General features: G+C 63.0%; 23 protein-coding genes, 1 tRNA gene and 1 pseudogene. 11 read left to right on the plus strand and 14 right to left on the minus strand.

Annotation, left to right across the window (positions count from 1 at the left end; all coding sequences use genetic code 11):
- Window positions 1–73: 73 nt before the first annotated feature.
- Together AUL38_RS16815 and AUL38_RS07145 are read right to left on the minus strand one after the other, a co-directional pair.
- Window positions 74–586 (minus strand): SdrD B-like domain-containing protein, encoded by a 513-nt coding sequence (locus AUL38_RS16815; protein WP_083506678.1) that lies wholly within the window; start codon window positions 584–586, stop codon window positions 74–76.
- Window positions 472–4,005, minus strand: a complete 3,534-nt coding sequence (locus tag AUL38_RS07145) for an SdrD B-like domain-containing protein (protein ID WP_059060565.1) — start codon at window positions 4,003–4,005, stop codon at window positions 472–474. The genes AUL38_RS16815 and AUL38_RS07145 overlap by 115 nt, the downstream gene beginning before the upstream one ends.
- Window positions 4,006–4,068: 63 nt before the next feature.
- On the opposite strand from AUL38_RS07145, the gene AUL38_RS07150 reads away from it, so the two are divergent.
- The gene (locus tag AUL38_RS07150) at window positions 4,069–5,466 is read left to right on the plus strand and encodes an IS30 family transposase (RefSeq protein ID WP_059060566.1); all 1,398 of its coding nucleotides are present in this window, start codon (window positions 4,069–4,071) and stop codon (window positions 5,464–5,466) included.
- A gap of 294 nt (window positions 5,467–5,760) precedes the next feature.
- Here the strand turns inward: AUL38_RS07150 and AUL38_RS07155 are convergent, their stop codons facing one another.
- On the minus strand, window positions 5,761–6,552 hold the full coding sequence (locus tag AUL38_RS07155; RefSeq protein WP_153006501.1) for a hypothetical protein: 792 nt from the start codon (window positions 6,550–6,552) through the stop codon (window positions 5,761–5,763).
- A gap of 313 nt (window positions 6,553–6,865) precedes the next feature.
- Window positions 6,866–6,948, minus strand: a tRNA-Leu gene (locus tag AUL38_RS07160).
- A gap of 171 nt (window positions 6,949–7,119) precedes the next feature.
- On the opposite strand from AUL38_RS07160, the gene AUL38_RS07165 reads away from it, so the two are divergent.
- The 7 genes from AUL38_RS07165 to pknB are packed head-to-tail and all read left to right on the plus strand — an operon-like array spanning window position 7,120 to window position 16,174.
- Window positions 7,120–7,869: a DUF3662 and FHA domain-containing protein gene (locus AUL38_RS07165; protein WP_059060570.1), complete on the plus strand. Its 750-nt coding sequence runs from the start codon at window positions 7,120–7,122 to the stop codon at window positions 7,867–7,869.
- Window positions 7,866–8,405, plus strand: coding sequence for an FHA domain-containing protein (locus AUL38_RS07170; protein WP_059060572.1), 540 nt, complete (start codon window positions 7,866–7,868; stop codon window positions 8,403–8,405). The genes AUL38_RS07165 and AUL38_RS07170 overlap by 4 nt, the downstream gene beginning before the upstream one ends.
- A gap of 2 nt (window positions 8,406–8,407) precedes the next feature.
- Window positions 8,408–9,784 (plus strand): PP2C family serine/threonine-protein phosphatase, encoded by a 1,377-nt coding sequence (locus AUL38_RS07175; protein WP_059060574.1) that lies wholly within the window; start codon window positions 8,408–8,410, stop codon window positions 9,782–9,784.
- On the plus strand, window positions 9,774–11,180 hold the full coding sequence (locus AUL38_RS07180) for an FtsW/RodA/SpoVE family cell cycle protein (protein ID WP_059060576.1): 1,407 nt from the start codon (window positions 9,774–9,776) through the stop codon (window positions 11,178–11,180). The genes AUL38_RS07175 and AUL38_RS07180 overlap by 11 nt, the downstream gene beginning before the upstream one ends.
- Window positions 11,177–12,664 (plus strand): penicillin-binding protein 2, encoded by a 1,488-nt coding sequence (locus AUL38_RS07185; RefSeq protein ID WP_059060579.1) that lies wholly within the window; start codon window positions 11,177–11,179, stop codon window positions 12,662–12,664. Before AUL38_RS07180 ends, AUL38_RS07185 begins: the two co-directional genes overlap by 4 nt.
- Window positions 12,661–14,391 carry a protein kinase gene (locus AUL38_RS07190; protein WP_083506680.1) on the plus strand — a complete coding sequence of 577 codons (1,731 nt, stop codon included), beginning with the start codon at window positions 12,661–12,663 and terminating at the stop codon, window positions 14,389–14,391. The genes AUL38_RS07185 and AUL38_RS07190 overlap by 4 nt, the downstream gene beginning before the upstream one ends.
- A gap of 49 nt (window positions 14,392–14,440) precedes the next feature.
- Window positions 14,441–16,174, plus strand: coding sequence for a Stk1 family PASTA domain-containing Ser/Thr kinase (pknB, locus tag AUL38_RS07195; protein ID WP_235590643.1), 1,734 nt, complete (start codon window positions 14,441–14,443; stop codon window positions 16,172–16,174).
- A gap of 36 nt (window positions 16,175–16,210) precedes the next feature.
- On the opposite strand, the gene AUL38_RS07200 is transcribed toward pknB, so the two are convergent.
- From AUL38_RS07200 to AUL38_RS07205, 3 genes are read right to left on the minus strand one after another with little or no spacing between them, the layout of a single operon-like run.
- On the minus strand, window positions 16,211–16,849 hold the full coding sequence (locus AUL38_RS07200; protein WP_059060581.1) for an aminodeoxychorismate/anthranilate synthase component II: 639 nt from the start codon (window positions 16,847–16,849) through the stop codon (window positions 16,211–16,213).
- On the minus strand, window positions 16,846–17,004 hold the full coding sequence (locus AUL38_RS17555; protein WP_201023706.1) for a hypothetical protein: 159 nt from the start codon (window positions 17,002–17,004) through the stop codon (window positions 16,846–16,848). Before AUL38_RS17555 ends, AUL38_RS07200 begins: the two co-directional genes overlap by 4 nt.
- Window positions 17,004–17,768: a class E sortase gene (locus AUL38_RS07205; RefSeq protein ID WP_083506681.1), complete on the minus strand. Its 765-nt coding sequence runs from the start codon at window positions 17,766–17,768 to the stop codon at window positions 17,004–17,006. Before AUL38_RS07205 ends, AUL38_RS17555 begins: the two co-directional genes overlap by 1 nt.
- A 60-nt stretch (window positions 17,769–17,828) precedes the next feature.
- Between AUL38_RS07205 and AUL38_RS07210 the strand changes: the two genes are divergently transcribed.
- Window positions 17,829–18,104: a cell division protein CrgA gene (locus AUL38_RS07210; RefSeq protein WP_083506682.1), complete on the plus strand. Its 276-nt coding sequence runs from the start codon at window positions 17,829–17,831 to the stop codon at window positions 18,102–18,104.
- A gap of 153 nt (window positions 18,105–18,257) precedes the next feature.
- Here AUL38_RS07210 and AUL38_RS17710 read toward each other — a convergent pair.
- A pseudogene (locus AUL38_RS17710) lies at window positions 18,258–18,969 on the minus strand (rhomboid family intramembrane serine protease).
- 269 nt (window positions 18,970–19,238) lie between these two features.
- Window positions 19,239–19,748 (minus strand): peptidylprolyl isomerase, encoded by a 510-nt coding sequence (locus tag AUL38_RS07220; protein ID WP_059060583.1) that lies wholly within the window; start codon window positions 19,746–19,748, stop codon window positions 19,239–19,241.
- A gap of 69 nt (window positions 19,749–19,817) precedes the next feature.
- Here AUL38_RS07220 and AUL38_RS07225 point away from each other — a divergent pair, with 69 nt between their 5' ends.
- Complete coding sequence (locus tag AUL38_RS07225) at window positions 19,818–20,318, plus strand: hypothetical protein (RefSeq protein WP_059060585.1); 501 nt, start codon at window positions 19,818–19,820, stop codon at window positions 20,316–20,318.
- Here the strand turns inward: AUL38_RS07225 and AUL38_RS07230 are convergent.
- The 3 genes from AUL38_RS07230 to AUL38_RS07240 form a co-directional block, all read right to left on the minus strand.
- Entirely contained in the window at window positions 20,315–20,947 is a 633-nt protein-coding gene (locus tag AUL38_RS07230) for an NUDIX hydrolase (protein ID WP_083506683.1), read from the minus strand. The two genes, AUL38_RS07225 and AUL38_RS07230, sit on opposite strands and share 4 nt — an antisense overlap.
- Window positions 20,948–20,968: 21 nt before the next feature.
- Entirely contained in the window at window positions 20,969–22,033 is a 1,065-nt protein-coding gene (locus tag AUL38_RS07235) for an alpha/beta hydrolase (RefSeq protein WP_059060587.1), read from the minus strand.
- A gap of 64 nt (window positions 22,034–22,097) precedes the next feature.
- Window positions 22,098–22,994: a DMT family transporter gene (locus AUL38_RS07240; protein WP_235590644.1), complete on the minus strand. Its 897-nt coding sequence runs from the start codon at window positions 22,992–22,994 to the stop codon at window positions 22,098–22,100.
- 68 nt (window positions 22,995–23,062) lie between these two features.
- On the opposite strand from AUL38_RS07240, the gene AUL38_RS07245 reads away from it, so the two are divergent.
- Window positions 23,063–23,923 carry a LysR family transcriptional regulator gene (locus tag AUL38_RS07245; protein WP_059060589.1) on the plus strand — a complete coding sequence of 287 codons (861 nt, stop codon included), beginning with the start codon at window positions 23,063–23,065 and terminating at the stop codon, window positions 23,921–23,923.
- A gap of 12 nt (window positions 23,924–23,935) precedes the next feature.
- Here the strand turns inward: AUL38_RS07245 and mmsB are convergent, their stop codons facing one another.
- Both mmsB and AUL38_RS07255 read right to left on the minus strand, forming a co-directional pair.
- The gene (mmsB, locus tag AUL38_RS07250) at window positions 23,936–24,841 is read right to left on the minus strand and encodes a 3-hydroxyisobutyrate dehydrogenase (protein WP_059060591.1); all 906 of its coding nucleotides are present in this window, start codon (window positions 24,839–24,841) and stop codon (window positions 23,936–23,938) included.
- A gap of 43 nt (window positions 24,842–24,884) precedes the next feature.
- Entirely contained in the window at window positions 24,885–26,030 is a 1,146-nt protein-coding gene (locus AUL38_RS07255; protein ID WP_059060592.1) for an acyl-CoA dehydrogenase family protein, read from the minus strand.
- Between the last annotated feature and the right edge of the window lie 3 nt (window positions 26,031–26,033).

A 26,033-nucleotide genomic window follows, 5' to 3' on the forward strand; every position in this document is an offset into this window, starting at 1 on the left:
ATACAGGGCCCGCACCTTTCGGTACGGGCCCTGTATGGGGTGCGACTAGTAACTTAGCCGCAAGGCGTCAGCCTTAGGCGTTCTGCCCGTTGCGGCGACGTGCCAGCAGCAGTGCGCCAGCGCCAAGCACCAGCAGGCCTGCTGCACCAGCAGCGTAGCCCCACTCAAACGAGCCACCCGTTGCGGGGAGCTTGCCGAGCGGCACGGAGCCTTCCGGCTGCTCAGGCGTCACGCCCGGCACGACCGGCGTGGTCTCGTTGACGATGACGCCAGCGTCCCACGTCGGGTCGATGCCCTGCGTTGCCTTGATGCCGCCGACGAGATCGCCGTACTGGTAGTCAAGCGTGAGCTCAGCGTTGGAATCGTCAAGGACGATCCAGGTGCTGAAGCCCTGTGCTCCGGCGTTCGAGTCAAGCGAGGTGTCGCCACCGTCGGTCTTCGTGAACGAGTAGAGCTTCGCCTGAGCAGGAGTCAGCTCGAACTGCACACGGTACTTGCCCGCGCGAAGCTCGTCGAAGACGTACAGCCCATTCTCATCGGTGGTGGTTTCTGCGACCAGGGTGCCCTGCTCGTCGAAGAGGCGCACAATGACGTCCTTGAGCGTGTGCTCAGTTTCGCTCTGCAGGCCATCCTTGTTGCATCAATCCAAACAACGTCGCCAATCGCGTAGGTCTTCGGCTTGAACCCGAAGTCGAGCGACGGATCACGATCCCCGTCGTTCACGAGATCGGTGCGCGACTCAGCGGTCCACCCCGACGAATCAAGCTCACGGTCGTCCGTGCCCTCAACCTTCGTGGGGATGAGCCCCTCGAGTGCCTTCTGGGTGCCCTCATCGTCCTGATCGATGGTGACCGTGTAGGTCTCGCCATCCTTCAGAGCGGGGAGGTCAGTGAACTCGTAGAAGCCGTTCTCGTCGGTGACGACAGGCTTCACCTCGTTGCCGAACACGTCAGTAACGGGCTTGCCGTTCGGACCGGTCACGACCAGCTTTACGCCGGGGAGCGGCTTCTCGTCGGGGCTGGTGCCCTGCACGCCGTCGCCGTCCACGTCAAGCCAGACGTAGTCGCCAACGGAGACCTTCTTCGAGTGGAACCCGAAATCGAGCGAGTAATCCTTGTCGCCGTCGTTGACGAGATCGTCACGCGAGACAGCGGTCCACTTCGAGGAATCCTTCTCGCGGTCATCGGTGCCCTCGGTCTTGGTCGGAACCAAGCCCTCAAGCGCCTTCTGCGTGCCCTTGTCCTCGCGGTCGATCGAAACCGTGTAGGTCTCGCCAGCCTTCAGAGCGGGGAGGTCGGTGAACTCGTAGAAGCCATCGTCGTTCGTCACGACCGGCGCTACCTCGTTGCCGAACACATCGGTCACGGGCTTGCCATCGGGGCCGGTGAGCACGAGCTTGACACCCTCAATAGGAGTCTCGCCCTTGTCAGTGCCCTGGATGCCGTCACCGTCGATGTCGAGCCAGACGTAGTCACCCACAGAGACCGACTTCGAGTGGAAGCCGAAGTCGAGCGTCGGGTCACGATCGCCGTCGTTGACGAGATCATCACGCGAAACAGCCGTCCAGGTCGAGGAGTCAAGTGCACGATCATCGGTGCCGTTCTCCTTGGTGGGAACGAGGCCCTCGAGCGCCTTCACGGTGCTCTTATCGTCCTGCACGATCGAAACCGTGTAGGTCTGGCCCTCTTCAAGCGCCGGCAGGTCCGTGAACTCGTAGAATCCGTTGGCGTCCGTAACCGTCGGCTCGACAGCATTGCCGTCGATGTCGCTCACTGGCTGGCCGTTCGGGCCGGTCAGCTTGAGCTTGACACCCTCGATGGGGGTCTCGCCCGCATCCTGGATACCGTCACGGTTTGCATCGAGCCACACGTAGTCGCCGACAGATACCTTCTTCACCGCGCTGCGCGGGGTGTTGAAGAACTTGGTCTCCTGCGAGGTGCCGTCCTCGTCAACGACGAGCACAACCGGTTCGGTCTTCTTCACGAAGTCCTTGGGCGCCTTGAGCTCGTGCACGGTGTACGTGCCCGCGGTCTTCACCGTCGGCACCGCGTCGAACTTCTTGCCATCCTTCTCGCCTGCAAGACGGAGCTTGCCACCGACGATGTACATGTCCTCGATGACGACCTTGCCGGCAGCGTCACGCAGCTCGAAGCGCGCGTCACGGTCGGTGATGGGGTCGCCCGTCGGATCCATCTCGTTGATCTTGGAGATATCGAGCGGCATGTCGTTTGTCGGGGTGATCGTGACCTTCTCGGGGCCGATGGCGTTCTCCACGCCCTCGCCGTCGACGAAGTCCTTGATCTTCACCTTGAAGAACAGCACGGTGATCTTGCCGCCTTCGATCTTCTGATCCTTGGCGACAGTGATGCGGTTGTCTGCTTCGCTGAACTTCGCGGTCAGTTCCGTACCGGGGATCCGGTAGTCGCCCTTGCCCGCGGTCGCGCCGTCCTCAACCTGATCAGGATTCACGAATCCAACGAACTCAAGGTTGTCGACGAGCTGGTCGTTGATGTCGTAGAGCATCTTCGAGTAGCCGAGCGTCGGAATGAACTCGATACGGTACACAAACTCATCGGTGACGAGCGAACCGTCCGAGGCGAGTTCGGCACGGAGGTTCGTAGTGAACTTGCCCTTTGCCGGGTTGTACACGGTTTTCTTGACGTCAATCTCGCGGCCACCGATGCCTGCCGAAGACTGCGTCTTCGACGTAAACACGGTCTCCGAGTCCTCGCCCAGGTAGGACGCAGAGTTCTTCACGACTACTGCTTCATTGCCTTCGAGCGGCTTCGTCGGGAATGTAACCGTGAACTTGTAGCCCTTGTCGAGCGGCTGCGAGGCGGGCCCAGAGCCCTTGGGCAGCGGGAAAGCATCCGTCGGGGTGAACACCAGGTCATTCGCCTCGTTCAGAGACAGCTCGAAGCTGGTGCCGTCAAGGTCGTACGACTCGTCGTACTTTCCGGTGATCGACGCCTTGATGTCCGCCAGCGTTCCCGCCCGGACGTCGAGGAGATTGTGGTCGATGTGATCGACAACGGCCGACTTCGCCGCGTCGCCCAGGCCGTAGCCCACGGTAAACGTGAACGGGATCTCCGCGACCTTCTGGCCTTCTTCAAGAACGATGGGCTGGGTGCTGCCCTCCTTCTTGAACTTGGTCTTGTCGTTGACGCTTTCGCCGGGCTTCTTGCCGGTGCCGACCTTGTGTTCGACACCGCTCCAGTAACCGTCACCCTTCGCGTAGTCGAAGCGCGCGTTGTTCTTGATCCCCGTGAACAGCGCGGAGAAGTACGGGTTGTTCTCAGGGTCGTCAGTCTTAACCGCATCTTCGACGTGGACAAGCTGCGCCTTCACCTTGATGGCGTGCTTCTGCTCGGTGTCCTTGCCAACGTTGATCCGCAGGGTTTGTCCGTCGAGCATGTACTTGCCGACGTACGCGTCGCCCGCGAACTCTTCGGGAGTCACACCAGCAACGGGTGCGTACGGTGCCGAGATGAAATCCTCGTCGCTTACGAGCCACTCAAGGTTCTTTGGCAGGTCGTCAGTGATGACAACGTTACGCTTCAGCTCGTGTTTCGTACCGACAAAATCCTTGAACTGCGTCAGGTCAGCGCGGAAGTTGTAGGTCACCGGAAGGGCGGGATCGAGCGTGACACCGTCTTCCTTGAGCGTGATCTTGGTGTTCTCCGGAAGGTCGGTGCCCTTGTTGAACGCGTCCCCGATGCCGGGTGAGGGCGCAGTGGGTGTCTCCCCCGCGATGTAGTAGCTCTTCCAACTCTCAGCACCGGCAATCGTCGCAGTGTTCTTGAGTTCGATGCTGTAGGTCTTGCCCTCGGTGAGCTCGCCGTTATCTTCCTTGAATTTGTCGAGCTCAATCTGAAGCGCGTCGCGGAGCTTCGCGAGTGCGCGCTCATCAGCGATCTTGGCCTTGTACCTCAGCGTGTACATCGAGTTCTGCTCAGCGTTGATGGTGTGCTCGAAAGAGGTGCCCTCATAGCCAGCGATCTCCACGGCCTCAGACTGCTTAGGCGGATTCAACTGGTCGTCGCAACACCTCGAACACGGAGGTGTGGAATGGCCCGAAGACAACAGGACGCGGACCGGGCGGTCCGTCCGAAGCTCAGGTCCCCAGGGCATCCGAAGTTTCAGCGACAGGTTGAGGCTGGGTTCTGGGTGGAGATCGCGAAAGGGCTGCTGCCTGCAGAAGCTGCCATAGCGGTTGGTGTGTCGCAGCCGGTGGGGCAACGCTGGTTCCATAATGCTGGAGGAATGCCACCATTTGATCTGACACATCAACTCTCGGGCCGATATTTGTCGTTTGTGGAACGTGAGGAGATCGCGTTGCTTCGCGTGCAAGGCAGAGGGGTACGTGAGATTGCTCGCGCGATCGGTCGCGATCCTGGAACGATCTCCAGGGAGCTGCGCCGTAATACTGCAACTCGCAACACGAATAGTGGGTATCGGGCATCTGTTGCCCAATGGAAAGCAGACATGGTCGCGAAGCGACCCAAGGTTGCGAAGCTCGTTGCGAACCCGCGACTACATGCGTATGTGCAAGAACGGCTCGCGGGGCAGATCCAGCACCCGGAAGGTGCGGTTATAGCCCGTCCGCAGTCGCCGAGGTTTACTGGCAACAACAAGCCACATCGGAAGGATCGGGCGTGGGTATGGGCGTGGAGCCCGGAGCAGATCGCGAACCGGCTCCGGGTTGATTTCCCCGATGATGAGAGTATGCGAATCAGTCACGAAGCGATCTACCAGTCGCTGTATATCGAGGGGCGTGGCGCGCTGAAGCGTGAGCTGGTGTGGTGTTTGCGGACTGGGAGAGCGTTGCGGGTGCCGCGGGAGCGGTCGCGTCGGAAGACGTGGGCGCATGTCACCCCGGAAACGCTGATCAGTGAGCGTCCTGCAGAGGTGGCTGACCGCGCGGTTCCTGGTCATTGGGAGGGTGATTTGCTTATCGGTCTGGAACGTTCGGCGATTGGCACTGTGGTCGAGCGGAAGACGAGATACACCAAGCTGGTGCACCTGCCGCGCGAAGAGGGATACCGGCATAAGGAGACCCCGAAGAATGGGCCAGCGCTTGGCGGGTACGGGGCAATCACGATGAAGAACGCCCTCGCGGACAGTATGTCGGTACTGCCGACTGAGCTGGTGAGGTCGCTTACCTGGGATCGTGGGAAGGAGATGTCGGCGCATGCCCAGTTCAGGGTGGAAACTGGGATTCCGGTATTTTTCGCTGACCCGCAGTCGCCGTGGCAGCGCGGCACGAATGAGAACACGAACGGGCTCCTGAGACAGTACTTCCCGAAAGGGACGAATCTCTCCAGGTGGGGTGCTGAAGCTCTTGAGGCGGTGGCTCATGCGTTGAACAGCAGGCCTCGGAAATCTCTTGGGTGGAAGACACCGACAGAAGCATTCAACGAGCAGCTACTCTTGGTTCAACAAGCCGGTGTTGCATCGACCGGTTGAACCTGGTCATTTACACCTACGTGGTCTGCGGCGGACTCTTGGGTGTGGCCAGCGTCGCGCAGCGCGAGGTACTCAGATTTCCGTTCGTGGGGAAGCCGGCGCGAGGTGATCCCGGATTGCCGGGCCCAAGTATGCCCGGTGTGGCGATTGATGCCGAGTTCTCAGGCGACGGCGGTTACTGACCCAATCTCGGACATCCGGTCGAGGAACAGGGGTTTGAGTGCCGCGAGTTCTTTCCTGGTAAACGACATGATGGCCGCAACTCCCTAAATGGTTAGGGTGTTGCGACCATCACTAGAACCCAAGCTTATTCAGGCCCTTCGCGTCCCACCAGATTTTGCTCAGCGAGAATGAGCCGGAAACGAGCGTCATTCCTTCGGCGAGGGTGTCTGTGATGACAACGTCCCGAGCATCCTTGCTGTTCACTGAGATTGCGTATGCAATTTCCTTGCCCAAGAATGCCTCAGGGTCGAGAACGACGATGCCGTCCTTACCAATGACCGGGCGAGGGAAGGGATATGTGTCATCCTTCTCGAGCCCACTCTTCCAGCCCTTATCATCGACCTCGCGGATCTCGTCAGCGCTGTCCTTGAAGATGATGGTCTGCGAGGTCTCGTTGCCGTTGACCCCCCACGTGATCGTCTGTTCAGACGATTCCGTGATCGTGTCAACAGTGAACTTCAGGTCGATCGCGCCGTTTGCGACCGGGATCGGGTCCTTGAACTTGATCGTCAGGGTGCCGTTGCCGAGCGTGAACTCCTGCACCGCGGTATTCGCAGCGGGAGCTTCCTTGATGGTGAAGCCCTTGGGCACCGAGATAACGGCGACGTGACCCGCCGGAATCTGGTCGCGGTTGTACTTGATCGTGAGAGTGTACGACTCCCCTTCGATGTACACGGGCTGCCCGTTATGGTTCGCACTGCCGGTCGGGAACTCAATGTCCACCGTGCCGTTCGCGGCCATCGCGGGCGTGGCATTGAAGCCAGTCACCACTAATAGTGCAGTTAATAGGCCCGCGAGCAGGGCAGAAAACCCGCTCCAGCGCCTTTTGGGCGCAGCAATGACGCCCGGATATGCCGTAGGCATAGATCCCCCAAATATTTTGTTCCGGCGCACCAAATAGACCGGCGCACCGGATACCCCTTTGTGTGTGCGAGAAACTGGGTTCGTTATCCGAACACCTCTGCTGCGCGATCCCCCCGGCGCACAGCGAGTAACCCCCACGGGCGTAATTGCCCATTGAAACCCTAGCAGAGTCGGGTAGCACACATTGGCTCGCTCGGGCAGAGTTCGCCGAGGGCGATGACGGCGGGCCAGAACAGCCCCTCAACACCGCAGAAACGACGGCAGAAACACCGTTGGCCGGACCCTTTCGGATCCGGCCAACTGTGACTACTCGTGCGCAAGGGGGGACTTGAACCCCCACGCCCTTGCGGGCACTGGCACCTGAAGCCAGCGCGTCTACCATTCCGCCACTTGCGCGAGTCTGTTCCCTGCGCAGCAATCACGCGGACAACTCGTATAGCTTAGCAGCACTCGGTTATCTAAAACAAAGCGAGTAAACTTGCACAGAAATAGCAGCATGATACGTTCGCTATATTTTGCGGTTTCGCGGGCCTCCCGCGGAGCGAGGTTGACAGAAAGGAGCGGGACATGGGTTTTCTCGACAGCGTCGAACGGTCTCTCGAACGCGCCGTGAATGGGGCCTTCGCTCGCACATTCCGTTCCGGGGTGCAGCCCGTAGAGATTGGTTCGGCACTCAAACGAGAGCTCGATATCGGGGCCGTGGTCGTCGACCGCGACCGAGTACTCACCCCGAATCGCTTCGTGGTGCGAGTGGCCCCGCAGGATGCGGATCGGCTACTCAAGCTGGGTGATGCACTCGAGAGCGAGCTTCGCGACATTGTTCGCAAGCATGCGACCCGACAGAATTATCAGTTCCTCGGCGAGCCCGACGTCGAGATCCGCTCCGATGATTCCCTCACCGGTGGGGTGCTGCAGGTCGACGCCACCCAGGTAGAGGGCGGGGTGTCCTGGGTCGCGGCAATCGATGTCGACGGTTACCGACACGAGCTGCCCCGCGGCGTGACGCTCGTCGGTCGCGGATCAGATTGCGGTATCCGCATCACTGACAACGCCGCTTCCCGTAAACATCTGGAGATCGTGTGGGACGGCACGAATGCGCTCGCGCGCGATCTCGGATCGACGAACGGCTCCAAGATCGAAGGCCAACGATTCCGAGAAGCACGCCTCCAAACAGGCACCGTCATCATGATTGGGCAGACTGCGCTACGCTTCCAACTGGTGCCTGGACGTACCAAGGCGCCGAGGCAGAGCACTTCAGCGGGGTCATCGACGCGCGGCTCCGCCAGTGTCGACCAAGATTTCTGGGGGGCCAATTGAGCGAAACAACGTTGCTCATCGTGCGCATCGGCTTTCTGCTGCTGCTTTGGTTTTTCATCTTCTCGATTGTGTACGCGTTGCGGAGCGACCTGTTCGGCGCACCGGCTCGGAAGCTACGGAGCGAGGGCCCGACCGTTCAACCGGCCGCCGCGGTCGCTCAGCAGTCAGCCACGGCACCCCAGACGGCCCGTCCGCCGGTCATCACCCCGTCGGGAGGTGCCCTCCCCACAGCGGGAGCGACTGGCCCCGCACGATCCCTCGTGATCACGTCCGGCGTTGCGACCGGAACCTCCATCCCGCTCGATGAAGACTTCGTCACGATCGGCCGGAGCTCAGATTCGACACTCGTCATTGTTGATGAGTACACCTCCACCTACCACGCCCGCCTCGCCCGATCGGGCGGCGAATGGGTGCTCACTGATCTTGATTCAACCAACGGCACGCTGCTCGACGGCACGAAGGTTCGTAACCCCATCACGGTGCCACTTTTCACGCCCGTCACAATCGGCAAAACCACCTTCGAGCTGAGGCCTTAGCCGTGTCATACGGATACGCGAGTGCGGTCGCCTCGCACGTCGGCATGGTTCGCGCGAACAACCAGGATTCGGGCTACGCCGGCGATTATCTTTTCCTCGTAGCTGACGGCATGGGCGGCCACGCGGGCGGCGACGTTGCCTCCGCACTCGTCACCCGCGACCTCGCAAAGCTCGACGAAGCCCCGGTCGGCTCCCCCGAGCAGGCCGCAGAGCGCCTCCGTGAGTCCCTCTTGGCAGCGAACACGATGCTACGGGACACGGTGAAGGATCACCACGAGCTTGCGGGTCTCGGCACCACGTTTGTCGGCTTTCTCACCGTGGGCGAACGGCTGGCCCTCGCCCACATCGGAGACTCACGGCTGTACCTCTTTCGCGACGGCGCCCTCAGGCAGGTCACGAAGGATCACACCTTCGTGCAGCGGCTCGTCGATAGCGGCAGAATCACTGAGGAAGAAGCGCAGTTCCACCCGCGCCGGTCCGTGCTGATGCGCGTGTTGGGCGACGTCGAGTCAGCCCCAGAGGTCGACACGATGGTGCTCGACACTCAACCCGATGACATCTGGCTGCTGTGCTCGGATGGGCTCTGCGGCTACGTCGACGACGACGACATTGAGAAGATACTGCGCCGACGCCGCTCCCTGCAGGGGGCAGTTGACGACCTCATCGACAAGAGCCTCTCCCACGGCGCCCCCGATAACGTCACGGTTGTCCTCGTAGAAACCACCACTGCCGCCGAAGCGGAAGAGCTTGAGCTTGACGCTCCGCCTTCGGCGCAGCGCCCGGGTGACACGCTTGAAATCGGCGGTCGGTTGTTCGAGGACGACGATCCGCTCCCCGCGCACGCAGACACCGGCGTCCCGCTTCAGGGTCCGCGCAATCCCCGGTTTGTCGGCTCCGCAGCGAATGCGCCGCTGCTGCGCGACGGCACGACAAACACCGCGCGCACCCGGCTCGCGAGCCGCCGCCGCATCCGCCGGCTCCCCGCCGTCGAGGAAAGCCACTTCGAGGCGCGCGCCGACGAGTACCTGGCCGAGCTCCTCGCCGAGACCCGCCGAAGCAACCGTAGGCGTCGGGTGATGTGGCTCCTGGGCGTCATCGCTGTGCTCGCTGCGATCGGCAGCGCGCTGCTGTTCGGCTACCAGTGGACCCAAACCCGCTACTTCGTCGGCACCGACGGCGACACTGTGGTGATCTACCAGGGCGTCCATCAGGATCTGGGCTCATTCTCATTGTATTCGGACGCCGAACACACCGGGATTCCGCTCGACGCGCTTGATGGCCTGGAGCGCCGGGCGATCGAGCGAACGATCGGGGCGAGTTCGCTCCAGGAAGCACGCGAGATCGTCGAGCGACTGGGGGATACGCCAGATGCCGAATAAAGCCAAGGGGCCGAAGCCACGCAGCTTCGAGGACAACCGAACCAGCGAAACCGTACTGCACCGCATCACGGCCATCCGCGCGCCGCGCAAGCTGCGTTCGTTGGAAACCGCGCTCCTCATTTTCGCACTCGCGATCGGCGTAGCAGCGGTCGTCATTATTGATTTGACGGTGCAGCAGGAGATCACACCAGCGCTGCTCCCCACTGGCATTCCGTTTGTGCTCGCAGTCTTCGGACTGCACCTGCTCGTCAGGCGCATCGCTCCCGACTCCGATCCCCTCATCATGCCCATCGCGGTCATGCTGAACTCCATCGGGGTCGCCATGATCTACCGGATCGATCTCGCAAACGGCACGAGCGGATGGGGCGCCACGAGCGTGCGTCAGCTGCTCTGGTCGACGATTGCGATCGTCGTCGCCGGCGTCGTGCTCTTCTTCGTGAAGAATCACCTCGTGCTCTACCGCTACACCTACCTGTTTGGGCTCGGCGCGCTCGTCCTGCTACTCCTCCCGATGCTGCCGTTCATCGGGCACGAGGAGTGGGGTGCCCGTGTGTGGATCAAGCTGGGGAGCTTCTCCTTCCAGCCCGGGGAGATCGCGAAGATTTTCCTCTCGATCTTCTTCGCCGGGTATTTGGTTCGGAACCGCGACGCGCTCTCGATGGTGGGCAAGAAGTTCGCCGGGATCCGCTTCCCGCGTGGCCGCGACCTCGGGCCACTGCTCGCATTCTGGCTCGTCGCCATGGCTGTCCTCGTCTTCCAGCGCGACCTCGGCACCTCCCTGCTCTACTTCGGGCTGTTCCTCTCGATGCTGTACCTGGCGACCGGTCGCATCGGGTGGATCGTGTTGGGCGTCGGCCTGTTCCTCGTCGGCGGTATCGCCGCGAGTCAGACGCTCTCGTACGTGCAGCGCCGCTTCGAAAACTGGCTCGACCCCTTCGCTGACCCGTTCGACACGGGTCTCCAGATGGTGTCTGGCCTGTTCGGGATGGCGAACGGCGGTATGACCGGCACCGGCCTCGGCCAGGGGTATCCCCAGGACCCCCCCGTCGCCCAGAGCGACTACATTCTGCCGAGCATCGGCGAGGAACTCGGACTCATCGGTCTGTTTGTCGTCCTCGCGGCGTATTTGCTGCTCGTTGGCCGCGCCCTGCGCATCGGCTTCGCGGGTCAGGACGACTTTGGAAAGCTTCTCGCAGCCGGATTGGGCTTTGCGATCGCACTCCAGGTCTTCGTTGTCGCTGGCGGAGTCACCCGAGTGATCCCGCTCACCGGCCTCACCGCCCCGTTCCTGGCGGCGGGTGGTTCATCGCTTGTCTCGAACTGGATCATCGTCGTGCTCCTCTTACTTCTCTCGAACTCGGTGCGCAACCGGCCTAAGTTGGTGATCCGTTCATGAACAAACAGTTGAAGTTCCTCTCGCGTACGGTGTTTGCGATGTTCATCGTGCTGTTCTTCTCGGTCACGATGATCCAGTTCGTGAGCGCCGATGAGCTCCGAAATAATCCGCTTAACCAGCGCACGATCAAGAACGGCTACAAGGTTGAGCGCGGGTCGATCATCATCGATGGCGATCCGATTGCGTTCTCGACACCGACGAATGATTCGTTTAAGTATCTGCGCAGCTACGATCCCGGCACGATGTATGCGCCGGTGACCGGTCACTACTCACGCCAGCAGGGCATGACGGGCCTCGAAGCGGCGATGAACAAGGAGCTGTCCGGCAACGCCGACGCTCAGTTCTTCACCCGCATCCAGAACACGCTCAACGGGGTCAAGCCACAGGGGAGCTCGGTCGACACCACCATCAACCCGAAAGCCCAGCGGGCTGCGTACGAGGCGATGCAGGAGTTCTCGTTTGAGGGCGCCGTGGTCGCGCTCGAGCCGGGAACGGGCAATATCCTTGCGCTCGTTTCTACGCCGACCTACGACCCGAACCTGCTGTCCTCGAACGACGACAGCGAGATCATCGCGAACTACGATGCGCTCAACGCAGATGAGCTGCAGCCACTCGTCAACCGCGCAATCGCCGGAGATCTCTACGCACCGGGCTCCGTCTACAAACTCGTCACTGCCGCCGCGGCGATCGAGAGCGGCGCCGCGAAGCCGTCGACCGAGTTCTCCAACCCGGCGAGCCTGACGCTCCCGCAGTCGAGCCACGTCATGCGCAACTCCGACCAGCAGACGTGCGGATCGGGCGCGAAGGCCTCGCTCGAGACCGCGATCATCTATTCCTGCAACATTCCTTTTGCCGAGATGGCGATGGATATGGATAAAGATGAGGTGCCAAAGATGGCTCGCGCCTTCGGGTTCGACCAGGAACTCGCAATTCCCACCGAAGTGACCCCGAGCGTCGCACCAGCTCCGCTGGACCAGGCACAGGTCGCTCTCTCGTCGATTGGGCAGCTCGATGTGCGAACCACCCCGTTGCAGGTCGCGATGGTCTCTGCCGCGATCGCAAACGGCGGAAAGCTCATGAAGCCGGAGCTGGTGGATCGTGTCATCGCCCCAGATCTGCGCGTGGAGCACGAGACCAAGCCCGAAGAGATGAGCCAGCCCATTTCTCCAGAAACCGCAAAGGCAATCACTGGGATGATGGAGAAGGGCGTGTCCGATTCAACGGGCTTCGCGCACCTCTCCGCCATCGACGGCGTGCGCGTCGCCGGGAAAACCGGTACGGCACAAAACGGAATCGACACCAACGGGAACGATCTTCCCTATACCCTTTGGTATACAGGCTTTGCGCCAGTCGACGACCCCAAGGTTGCCGTAGCTGTCGTCATCGCTAATGGGGGCGGGGCAAGCTTTGATTATCAGGGGGGTTCGTATGAACTCCCGACAGCAGTTGGAAAACGAGTCATGGAAGCGGTGTTGAACGGATGAGGCCAGCGGCAGGGATCACATTCGGCGGGCGCTACGAGCTGAGCTCCCGCATCGCCGTCGGAGGCATGGGCGAGGTCTGGAAGGCGAGCGACAGCATTATTGGTCGCACCGTCGCCATCAAAATCCTCAAAGACGAGTACATGGGCGACCCCGGCTTCCTCGAGCGCTTCCGCGCGGAAGCGCGACACGCCGCACTCGTCAATCACGAGGGCATCGCGAACGTGTTCGATTACGGCGAAGAGCAGGGCTCTGCGTACATCGTCATGGAGCTCGTTCCCGGTGAAGCCCTCTCAGCGATCATTGACCGCGAGGGCCGCCTGCCGGCGAACCGCGTGGTCGGGATTGTTGCGCAGGTCGCGACCTCGCTGCAGGCAGCCCACGACGCTGGACTCGTGCACCGCGACATCAAGCCAGGCAACCTACTCATCACCCCCGAAGGTCGGGTGAAGATCACCGACTTCGGCATCGCCCGCATCGCCGACCAGGTCCCGCTCACCGCGACCGGCCAGGTCATGGGCACCGTGCAGTACCTCGCGCCCGAGCAGGCAAGCGGTCACGCTGCCACGCCGTCGACCGATATTTACTCGCTCGGCATTGTTGCTTACGAGTGCCTTGCGGGCAAGCGTCCGTTCACCGGCGAGTCGCAGGTCGCCATCGCGATGGCGCAGATCAATGACACGCCGCCCGAGCTTCCCGCGGATGTTCCGGAGCCGGTGCGCAACCTCGTCATGGCGTGCCTCTCGAAGGACGCAGCGAGCCGGCCAGAGTCGTCGGCAAAGCTCGCGCAGGCTGCAGCAGCGCTGCACCGTGGGAACATCGAGCTCGCGGCAAGCTACGTCCCGCAGATCCTCGGGGACGCTGTCGACCCCACCGCAACCGTCGTTATGCCGCAGCAGCCGGGATCGGACGCCGCAACGACCGCGCTCCCGCGCACCCAGGCGATGGATCCGACCATGGCGCTCACCGACACGGAGCTCGAGGGCGATGAGCTTGAGGAAGACGAGAAGAAGCGTAGCCGGTGGAAGTGGCCGCTCATCACGCTCCTCGCGCTGCTGCTGCTCATCGGTGGCGGCACCGCCTTCGCGCTACTCAGCGGGAACGGCGATGACGCTAAGCCGACCGAAAGCAGCAAGACCTCGTCGAAGACCACGAAGCCCCCGACGACGCCGACCACTTCCTCGCCCGCACCTGTCACCAGTGCGACCATCGATGCGAGTCAGGTCGTCGGGAAGAGCTTCGAAGAGGCCAAGGGGTACCTCGAGGGACTGAAGTTCACCAATGTCGCTCGCAAGGACGGCTCAGCAGTACCTGACGATCAGGTTGGCCTCGTCTCAGACGTCTCGCCGCAGGGGAACACCGAGTTCAACGAGCTCATCACCCTCACCGTGAACATCAGCTACGGCTCGATCGCCGCTCCGGGGGCACCTTCCACCGCGAACTCCACGGTGACCGTGGGCGACCCAATCGTTCTCCAGGGCTTCGCATCCGCGTGCCCCGCGGGCCTGCAGCTCGGCGCATACGAGGTCCAGCTCAGCGATTCGAAGCTCGCACAGCTCACGAATAACGCTTCCGCAAGCGGTGTGACCCTCCGGGCAACCGCCGAGGGAACGCTGAATGTCACTTATAGCTACCGCTGCGAGGGACCCCAGCAGCGCATCTCCGAGGTTTCCGCTCCGGTCACCATCACGATTCAGCCACAAGCACCGGCAGAAGAGGACGAAAGCTAGTCGTTCGGGCCTTTGATCAGGGGCTCAAGCAATAGACTTTGACTCAGTTATGTCGGCGAGTGCGGAAGAGGTGAACATGTCGGAAGACGCGGGCGCGGGAAACTCGCGGGTTCTTGCGGGGCGCTACGCCATCGGCGAGTTCATCGGGCAGGGTGGCATGGCCACCGTATACCGAGGCACCGATATCAAACTCGGGCGCCAGGTCGCCATCAAGGTGATGAAGTCCGAGCTGTCGAACGACGAGTCGTTTCGCTCTCGCTTCCGCCAGGAGGCCCAGTCGGCCTCCCGAATGGCTCACCCGACGGTCGTCCGTGTCTTTGACGCCGGCGACGACCTCATCCAGACAGCAGAGGGCGCGAAGCGACTCCCGTTCATTGTGATGGAGTACGTCGAGGGGACCAACCTTCGGCAGTTCATCGAGGAGAACGAACTCTCACAGACCGAGGCGGCTCGCATCGTCGAGTCGGTGCTGACCGCACTCGAGTACTCGCATCGAGCTGGCATCGTGCACCGCGACATTAAGCCCGCGAACATCATGATCACCAAGTCCGGCCAGGTCAAGGTGATGGACTTCGGTATCGCGCGTGCCGTGTCAGAAACTTCCTCAACGCTGCAGCAGACCACCGCGATTCTCGGCACTGCCGCGTATTTTTCGCCGGAGCAGGCAAAGGGCGAGTCGGTTGACGCGCGCACCGACCTGTATTCGACCGCCGTCCTGCTGTATGAACTCCTCGCGCGGGAGGTCCCGTTCCGCGGAGACACTGCGGTGGCGGTGGCCTATCAGCACGTCAGCGAACGCCCGACCCCGCCGAGTGAGCGCAATCCCGAGATTCCGCCGGAGCTCGATCGCGTTGTGCTCTACGGGCTCGGCAAGGATCGCGCGCGTCGCTTCCAGACAGCCGCTGAGTTTCGCGATGCGCTCAGCATCGCCGCGAGTGGCAAGATGCCCGATCTACCGACCCACGACACCCAGAACACGGTGCTGTTTTCTGGCGGCGAAGAGGTTTCAGAGTCCGATCTCGCGCTCCGGCAGCTCGCCGAGGGCGGCGGAAGCCGCACACAGAGCCGCCCGCCGGTGATGTGGACGTGGGCAGCGATCCTCACGATCGCCGCAATTGTGATCGCCGTGGTGTTTTGGCTCGTGAACCTCGTTCCGAACGAGATTTCGCCGTCGAACGTGCGCGAGATCCCCGAGCTTACGAACAAGACGCGTGCTGAGGCCGTCGAGATCCTCACGGAGCTCGATCTTGAGATCATCCAGGTTGAACAAACAGACGAGAAGGTGGCCGAGGACCACGTGATTTCGTCGGATCCTGAGGCTGGGACGACGGTGAATATCGGTGAGGAAGTGACCCTGCTCATCTCGTCCGGCCCGGTGCAGGCGGTTGTGCCTGACTTCGCCGGTCAATCACAGGCGAAGTACACGGCAACCCTCGAAGATCTGGGGCTTACGGTCGGCAAGGTGACGTCCAAGGACGACCCGGTGGCCCCGGCGGACCGCGTCATTAGCATTTCCCCCGAGGTTGGTTCGAAGATTCCTTCCGGAGGGGCCGTGAGCGTCACGGTCGCCACCGGCAAAGTCGATATCCCTGACGTCATCGGGCAGGCGCTCGACACCGCTCAGAACGCGCTGAGCGGACTTGGGCTCGACCTCACAATCGATGCACAGATGACGTCGGTCACCGGCTGCGTCTTCAACGAGCAGCTACTCATTAGCGGTCAGACCCTCGTGGGTTCCAACCCGCAGGGCTCACAGCTCACGCTGAGCTACTGCGCCGGCTAACGTCGCCGTTCCACCCAGACGAGACTCTCAGCCTGGTCAGTCCGTCACGATAAGCGGAGAGAGCGTCGCAGCGACTGCCGCGGCGTTCTCGAGCCCCACCACGCGCAGCCAGTTGCCGAGCTGCTGGTAGCCGCCCTCGGTGAGTACGGACTCCGGGTGGTACTGCACGCCAAAGATTGGCAGCTCACGGTGCCGAAGGCCCATGACCACGCCTCCGGCGGTCTCGGCGGTGATGGTGAGGCTGTCAGGCACTGTGCTCCGCACAACGGCTAGCGAGTGGTACCTGGTGGCATCGAACTCTTCGGGTACACCGGTGAAGAACTCATCGTGTGAGTGCCGCACGCGCGATACCTTGCCGTGCATGAGTTCGGCAGCGTGGGTGACGGTGCCTCCCAGGGCCTCTGCGATCGCCTGATGTCCGAGGCACACGCCCAATAGCGGCACCCCGTGCTTGATGGCGATGCCGACCATGGGAATAGAGACTCCGGCCGCGGCGGGCGTTCCGGGCCCTGGCGAGATGAGCACGCCGTCGAATTCCCGCACGAGGTGTTCGAGCTCGCCGACGCTCACGTCGTCGTTGCGGATCACCCGGGTCTCTGCCCCGAGCTGCTGCAAGTAGCCGTTTAGCGTGTAGACAAAGCTGTCGTAGTTGTCGATCACGAGTACACGGGTCATGTTCCCACCGTCGATTCTTGTTCGGGCAGCATTTCGAGCGCCCACGGATAGACATAGGTAATGAGCGCCCAGACGAGCGCAACCGCTGCGCCCAGCAGCACGATGACGCGAAGCCAGGCCGGGCCCGGAAAGAACCGCCAGATGAGTGAAAACACTATGCCGCTCCTTCGACGATCGCAGGATTGAGTTCGATGAGTTCCGCGGGAGGTCCGTCAGACCTCGGCTGGAAGCTTTCAAAGATGGAATAGGCGATCGCCCGCTCATCGGTGCCCCAGTTTTTCGGGTGGCACGTGGTGAGCGTCATCACCTGATCCGTGGGGTCTATGCCGTCCATGCGGGGGAAGGCGTTCAGCACCTCTCCCTCGGTCGGCCAGACGTATTCGAGGGAGCGGAAGCGATAGGTGTACCACCCGTCAGCCGTTTCGAAGAAGAGCGGGTCTCCGACGCGGAGGTTCATGACCTCCTTGAACGGCGTGATGTAGCCTCCCGAGCGATGGGCAGCAAGGGCGAAGTTGCCGGCTTCACCCGGCATGGAGCTGTCGGGGTACCGGCCGATGCCCTTGTCCTCGTAGTTCAGCGTCTCCCACCAGCCAGTGCCTTCCGCAACGCTGTTGGCAAATGTGGTGCCAAATGCAGGAACGTGTAGCTGTCCGAAGACCTCTCCGATGGCCGGAACCTCCGGGATCGGGACGGTGCCGTCGAACGGTGGCCGCTCGGCTGCCTGCGCGTCCCAGTCAGCCGACGCGGACTGGGTCAGTTCAAGCTGTTTGCCCGTCACGACGAAGCCGGTGTGCCAGGGCTGCCACACGATGTATCCGAACACGGCAAGCCCACCCACGATGAGCAGCTCACCGATGACGGTCAGCGGACTCAATCGTGCGCGACGTCGGCGGCCTCGAGGCGAGTGTGCTTGGTTCATTTGTAGCCATTCTAGGACGAGCACACTGGGCACACACTACGAACTGGGTAGACTGTAGGCATGGCAGCAGCTGGTAAAGACGTGAGCAAGCGCAACGCGGCAGAGATCGCGGCACAACGCGAGCAGAGAGAAGCCGCCCGGAGGGACGCACCCAACCCGGTGTGGTTCAAGCCGGTGATGTTCGGCTTCATGCTTCTCGGACTCATTTGGATCGTACTGTTCTACATCACGAGCTCGAACTTGCAGCTCCCGATTCCGCAGCTGGGTCAGGCGAATATCTTCGTCGGCTTCGGCTTCGTGCTCATCGGGTTCCTCATGACTCCGTGGTGGAAGTAATCCACAGGCTCCCCCGAACTACATCGGTGTAATTCTCCCCAGGTGGGGAGAACCCTGTGGATAACTTTTCACAGGCGGGTGGATCGCGACAGGGGTGTTCACCGAGCCGGTTTCACCCCGCATTGTGACGCCGCTTTGCTGTGCCCGCGCGAGTTACAGCGGCGACACCACGAGGTATGCGCAGGACAGTGCAATGAGCACTGCCGCGACGACGGACATCGAAACGATCTGCCGCGTCTTGAGTCGCGGACCGCGGGTCTGCACGACGATCCACATGGTGAGCGCGCCCACAATCATGCCCCCGAGGTGCGCCTGCCAAGAGATGTTGGCCCCCGGCATGAATCCGATACCAAAGTTGATGCCGAGCAGCACGATGAGTGACGTGACGTTCGCGTTCATCGACCGGGAAGGCGACGACCGTGGCGGCCATGACCCCGAAGATCGCACCTGATGCGCCAACGGTCGGAGTAAAGATCGTGCTCGTGTCTGCGTACCCCCAGAGCATGACGCCCAGGGAGCCGCCGATGCCGGCGAACACGTAGAGCGCGAGGAATCGCCACTTGCCGATGATCTGTTCAAGGTTGCGCCCGAACATGTACAGGGCGAGCATGTTGAACAGAATGTGCGGCAGGAATCCCACCGAGTGCGTGAACATCACCGTGAGCATGCGCCACGGCTGGAACTCGGCGCTGAGCAGCGCACCCTCGGGATACCCAGGCAGCGTACCGGGGGCAACCTGGTGCACGCCGTCTGCAAGGGAGTACGTCGGGACGTACCAGAGCGCGCCAGTCACCCCGTTGCTGCCGAAGTAATTGCTCAGCAGCTGCAGCGCGAAGACAACGACGTTGATCGCAATGATCGACATCGTCACCGGGTAGTCCAGCGCCGCAAATCGGCGCCCGGCAACCCGAGCTGAACGACCGACGCGCGCGACCCCCTTGGGGCCCCCGCTCGTCTGCTTCACGCAGTCACGGCACAGCACTCCAACCGGCGACTCGATCTGGCATTCCGCGCAGATCGTTCGCCCGCAGCGCTGACACAGCGTGAAGCTCTGTCGTCCGGGGTGGCGGTAGCAGACATCGCTCTCGCCATACTCAGCCCGCTCCCCAAAGCTCGGGCCGCTCGACACCAAGGTTAGACCGTGACGATGTCGACGCCGGTCATCACGACGTCCTCGACGGGACGGTCGGCTGCGCCGGTCTGTACTGCGGAGATCGTGTCGACGACAGCCTTCGACCCATCGTCAGCGACCTCACCGAAGATGGTGTGCTTGCCGTTGAGCCAGTCGGGAGCGATCGTGGTGACGAAGAACTGCGAGCCGTTGGTGCCCGCCATGCGGCCAGTCATGTCCGGGCGCTTGCCAGCGTTCGCCATTGCGAGCTGGTACGGCTTCGAGAAGGTGAGCTCTGGGTGGATCTCATCGTCGAAGTTGTAGCCGGGGCCGCCGGTGCCGGTGCCGGTGGGGTCGCCACCCTGGATCATGAAGTTCGGGATGATGCGGTGGAAGATCACCCCGTCGTAGAATCCCTTCTCTGCGAGGTCAACGAAGTTCTTCACCGTCTTGGGTGCATGGTCACCAAAGAGGTTGATAACGATGTCGCCGTGGTTGGTGTGGATAGTCGCTACTGCGGTGTGAATGGTCATGTCACAAGTGTACGGTGTAGCGTGGGAAGCCAAGTGGGCGCGTCCCGTGCTACTTGAAGGAGGATCCGAATGAAACTCTCACGCAAGCGTCGTCGCGAGCTCCGTGGCCTGCGCTCTGACGCTCAGGAACTGCTGGATCAGCAGTTGTTTGTGCTCGGAAACGCAGGTGCGGTAATCAAGGACGCAGGTCACCAGGCCTGGCTGCTGAGCGATGAGCACGTCGCTCCTCGCGTGGATCAGGCCGTCGATCGTGTCCGTCCGGTTGTGGATCGCGGCGTCGCCTCAGCACGCAATGCGGCGCGCACCGTGAAGCGCGCAACCGCTCCGGCGGGCGCGAATGCACTCGCGTCAACCATTCGCACGCTCGACGAGATCGAGAACCCGAAGGCTGCCGCGCAGGTGCGCGACTTCGGTGTGCGCACCGGCTACCTCGAGCCAGTGAAGAAGAAGCGCAATGTTGGCGGCATCGTCGCTATTGCGCTGGGCGCCGCTGCCGCCGTTGGCGTCGGCTATGCACTGTGGCAGGCGTTCCGCACCGACGACGAGCTCTGGGTCGCCCCGGAGGTTTAGTCTTCTCCGGCTTTTCGAGCCGGGCGGCTAGCGCCGCGTGACTTTGAGCGTCCTGAGCTCGAGCGCGTGGCGCTAGCCTTTGGCGTGCCACCGGACTGCGCGCCGCCACCCTTGGCGCTATTAGGTTTCTGCGCACCCTGCTTCGCACCGCCCGACTTCGCACCGCCCGAACGCCCTTGCCCGCCCCGGCCCGATCCGCTGTTCCCGCGGCGAGCAATGCCCGCCATCCGCAGACCGGTCTGGACGAGCGACAGCGTCTTCAGCGAGTTCACGTCTTTGAGCGAGACCCACCGCGCCTCATCCGAGGAGCCATCGACCTCGTTCTGCAGCGGTCCGTCCTGCACTGTCGCTCGATACACGATGCGGATCGTATGCATTTCCGGGTCGGTCCCCTCGGGAACCTCCTCGCGCACCATCACCCGGGAGTCGACGCCGAGGAGCTTGCCAACGCGAGCGTTGAGCCCGGTTTCTTCGAGCACTTCCCGGACCACCGCGTCCTTGGGATCCTCGCCTGCCTCGAGACCGCCGCCGGGCAGCGTCCAGCCGTGCAAGTGCCCGCGGCGCCAATGGGTCAGCAGGATCTTGCCGCGGCGCTCAATGACCGCGTAGGCCGCTACCCGAAGATCCATACAGTGAGCCTACCGCGCGGCTCAGTCAATCGCTCTGCGCCACCCCTTGCCCCAGCGGTCGAGCCGAGCGTATGCGTCAGCACGCGGTCCGCTGGCCGACATGAAGATGTCGTGCAGGGCGCCGTCAATCCGTTCGAGCGTCACTGACGAGCCAAGTCGCAGCGCGGCACGTGCGATGTCGTCGACGTCGAGCACTGAGTCTGCCCGGGTGAGCTCGTCGCTCCATCGTGCGGGAAGCGCGGAACGTGCCGAGAGCATCCCGCAGACGGGCACATCGATGTGCAGCCCACGGTAGACCAGGTCATGCCCAGCGAGGATGGCCCGCAGCCAACCGTTGTGCACAGGATGACTCTTTTCCGGTTTCCACTCGGTGTTGATTCGGGCGACCTCATCCGGCGGCCCAACCTCCTGCACCGCACGCGCGTAGAATCCGTAGTCGAGCTGCGGGATACCCTCAAGCGGGCTATACCGCGCACCGAGGTTCACGATGGGCGCGATCACCTGTCTGCCACGGGCGGAGAGCTGGAGTTCGAGCCACGGGCTGTTGAGCACGAGCGCGTCTGCAACACCGGGGTGCCTGTTCGCCCACAGGCTCAGCACAAGCCCGCCAGTGGAGTGGCCGAGGAGCACAAGCTTGCGTTCTGTCTCGTTGCGCGGCACCGAGGAGCGCATCTCAGCGAGCGCGAACTCGATCTCGGCGTCGTAGTCGCCGAGATCGGCGATGTAGCCCGGCGTCTGTCCCGGGCGCAGGCTTCGCCCATACCGCCTGAGATCGATCGCAAAGAAGCGCGCGCCACGGTCCGTCCAGAACTTCGCGAGCTCTGTCTGGAAGAAGTAGTCCGACCAGCCATGCACGTAGAGGACATCGACATCTTCACAGTCACGCTGCTGCGACGTGAGTCGTTGCCAGAACGTCAGTGGATTGGGCAGCGATCTCACGAGGGTCGCGACGAGCCTACGGGCGTCGAGTGGCCCCTCCTGGTTGTCAGCAGCGGGCGCCGCCAGCCCCGGGTCGTCGTCGGCCCCGAGTTCGAACGTGAGGTACTCAAAGCCTTCGCCGAGCACATCGGCGCGCCACTGGATCATGCTGCCAGTCTACGAGCGGAGGCGCAGTTTTGTGCGGAGGTGCGGGGCAGCACGGTAGTGCAGGTCAGCGACGCACCCGCACTGCATTCGTTGAGGTGACGAGCACATTGCTGACGACGACGAGGGCGATGCCCAGCATCTCGTTCACAGCAAGCTGCTGCCCAAGTATCACGAGCCCGACGAGCGCCGCCCACACCGGGTGCATGCTCTGCAGCGTGCTGAAGAGCCCTGCCGGCAACAGCCGGAGCGCAATCACATCGACCGAGAACGGCAACACCGAGGAAGCGAGCGCACAGAGCACCGCGAGCCCCAGTGCCCACAGTGGCAGCGGGTGGTGTGAGAACCACGCGATCGCGATCGGGATCCATATGACCCCCGAGATGAGACTCGCTGTTGCGGTGCCCTGCACCCCCGGGAGGCGCTGGCCGATATGGCGATTGAGCAGGATGTACGCTGCCCACGCCCCGGCTGACACGAGACCGATCGCAACACCGAGAAGATCCGAGCTCGGCCCCGGGTTCACGAGGATGACCACTCCCACGACGGCAAGCAGGCCACCCAGCAGATCGACGAGCCTGCGCGCACTCAGGATCACCAGCGCGAGCGGGCCGAGGAATTCCAGGGTGATAGCGAGGCCAAGGCCGAGCCGGTCGATCGCGACGTACACCGAGGTGTTCATGATGCTGAACACAAGCGCGAGGGCCGTCACAGCTATCCAGTCCCCGCGCTGCATCGTGCGGAAGTTTGGGCGCCCGATCGGCACGAGCACGGCCGCTGCGACCAACTGCCGCACCGCCACCACGCCAATCGGACCGATCGCAGGGAAGGCGAGCGCACCCGTCGCCGCGCCGAGCTGATTCCCGAGGGAGGCAACCTGTGTGAGTGCAATGCCGCGCCCGAGCGACGCACCGGTCGCGGCATGCACTGTGGCGCCCTGCACGGGGATATTCTGTGTGGTCACGGCTCCACCATAGGCCGATTCCTGGATTTCACATTGTGCAAGTTTCGTCCTTTACATACGCTTACCGTATGGAATGGTCACTGCGGGAAATGCGCTGCTTTGTGCTGGCTGCAAGCTTCGGCACGATTACTGATGCGGCCATCGAACTCCACATCTCACAGGCCTCCGCTTCGCGGGCAATTTCGAGCCTGGAGCGGGCGCTCGGGCAACGGGTACTCAGGCGGGGGCGACACGGCTGCGAACCCACAGCGTTTGGGGAAGCGCTACTGCCACAGGCGCGTAGGCTTCTCGCGCAGGTCGACACCGTCAATACGCTGGCAGAGCGCGAACACGACCGGCTTCGCCTCGGCTATGCCTGGTCTGCGCTCGGCAAGCACACCACAAGCGTGCTGCGCGAATGGCGGGCGCAGTACCCCAACACCGAACTGCACTTCTCGCAGCACAGCACACCGACCTCGGGCCTCGCCGAGGGACGTTGCGACGTCGCCATCATGCGCATCCCGCCCGATGCTGCGCGGTTCTCAAGCGCCGTCATAGGTCTCGAACGACGCTTCGCAGTGTTCTCGGCCGACGACCCCCAGTGGGCCAAGCGCCGGACACTGCGCATGCGCGAATTTGCCGGGCGCACAGTCGCCGCAGAACCCCGTTCGGGCACCACCAAGCGCGAACTCTGGGACGGCGGCCCCGCGCCAGACACATTCATTGCGGTCACCGATACGGAGGACTGGCTGAACACCCTCTCCGCAGGAGAGGCCGTCGGTGTGACCGCAGAGGCGACATCGGTGCACCACGCCCGCAGCGGTATCCGGTTCATCCCCATCACAGACGCCCCGCGCATCGCGGTTCGGCTGGTCTGGTGGCGCGACGAGGCCCCGAACGGAATCGAGGCGCTCGTCGAGCTCGCAACGCGGCTCTACGCCCGCAACTAGCGTTGAGGCCTCTTACGCGTCGACGTTCGCGTCGCGAATCGTGTTGATGATCCCCGAGAAATCCTGATGGGCGCCCGGGCCCGAAGCAAACTCCGCATACCGGCTCTGTGCGAGCAGCCCGAGCTGAGCGTCAACGCCGGTGAGCGCGATCATCTGCTCGGCGAGGCCGAGATCCTTCGCCATGAGCGCGCCGGCAAAGCCCGGCTCGTAGTCGTTGTTCGCGGGGCTTGTCGGCACCGGCCCGGGCACCGGGCAGTTCGTGGTGAGCGCCCAGCACTGGCCCGAGGCATTGCTCGCGACGTCGAACAGCGCCTGGTGAGATAGCCCGAGGCGCTCACCCAGCACAAAGGCCTCTGCCACCGCGATCTGCGTCACACCCAGAATCATGTTGTTACACACCTTCGCGGCCTGCCCGAGGCCGGCGCTGCCGCAGTGCACAATGCGCCCGCCCATCGCTTCGAGGGCAGGTTTAGCGGCGGCAAAGTCTGCTGCCTCTCCCCCGACCATGAAGGCGAGCGTGCCGTTCTCCGCACCGACCACACCGCCCGAGACGGGCGCGTCCAACGCGCGGTGGCCCGCGGCAACCGCAAGCGCAGCTGCGCTCCGCGCTTCATCTACGGCGATCGTCGAGCAGTCGAGGAACAGCGTGCCTGGTCGAGCTGCGCCGAGCAGGCCAGGTGAATCCCCGCCCTCGTACGCTGCGAGCACGTGTTTCCCTGCCGGCAGCATCGTGATGACGATGTCCGCATCCGTCACCGCGTCGGCGGCTGACGGCGCGATCTCCACCCCGGCCGCCCGTGCCGCGTCGCAGAGCTCCGGGACCAGGTCGAACCCGCGGACGGCAAAGCCCGCGGTCGCGAGGTTCGCCGCCATTGGCCGCCCCATGTGTCCGAGCCCGATGAACGCAATCGTTGTCATGTTCTCTCCTTCGCTTGCCGCAGCGGTCACCGCGGGCCGTGAGCTATCGCTTGCCACCCTGCAGCAGCCCACGCCCGATGATCGTGCGCATAATTTCGTTGGTTCCTTCAAGGATCTGGTGCACCCGCAGGTCGCGAACCACCCGCTCGATCCCGTACTCGTGCAGGTAGCCATAGCCGCCGTGCAACTGCAACGCCTTGTTCGCAGCGTCAAACGCCGCGTCCGTTGCGAAGCGTTTCGCGAGCGCGCACGCGACGGCGGTGTCGCTCGCATTACTGTCCATCTTCGTCGCGGCTCGTTCGAGCAGCGCGCGTGCGGCCTGCAGGTCGGTTTCGATGTCCGCGAGCGCGAACACGATCGACTGGTTCGCCGCAAGTGGGGCACCAAACGCGTGCCGTTCCTGCACGTAGGCCGTCGCGCGCTCGAGCGCCCACTGGGCTCCTCCGACCGAACACGCGCCGATGTTGACCCGGCCACCGTTCAGGCCCTTCATCGCGATCCGGAAGCCGTCGCCCTCCTCGCTCAGCCGGTTACCGACCGGGACTCGAACGTCCTCGAAAATCACCTGGCGAGTGGGCTGCGCGTTCCAGCCCATCTTGTGCTCGTTCGGTCCGAAGCTCAGCCCGGGGGTATCCTTCTCGACGACCACGGTGCTGATCCCACTGGCCCCGGGGCCACCGGTGCGCACCATCACGACGTACACTGCCGCGGCGCCCGCGCCCGAGATGAACTGCTTGGTGCCGTTGATGACGTACTCGTCGCCCTCACGGCGCGCGCTCGTGGTGATCGCGGCCGCATCGGACCCGGCGCCGGGCTCCGTGAGACAGTAGGCGCCGAGATCCCGCATCGATGTCATCCCAGGCAGCCACCGTGCCCGCTGTTCAGCCGACCCGAAGGTGTCGATCATCCACGCGGTCATGTTGTGGATCGAGATGTACGCCGCGACCGCGGTGTCACCCTTCGCAAGCTCCTCGAAGATCGCGACAGCATCGAGGCGCGACAGGCCAGAGCCGTACTCGTCTCCGACATAGATGCCGCCGAGACCGAGCTCGCCCGCTGCGGCCAGCGCTTCGACGGGGAAGATCTTCCCCGCGTCGCGCTCGGCCGCAAACGGGGCGAGCTCAGCATTCGCAAAATCGCGAACGGCCTCAACCAGCGCTGCCCGCTCTTCCATAGCTGTGTCATTCATGGC

Origin of the sequence: Leucobacter sp. G161 (assembly GCF_001482305.1) — a bacterium.
In the GTDB taxonomy this organism is placed as follows: domain Bacteria; phylum Actinomycetota; class Actinomycetes; order Actinomycetales; family Microbacteriaceae; genus Leucobacter.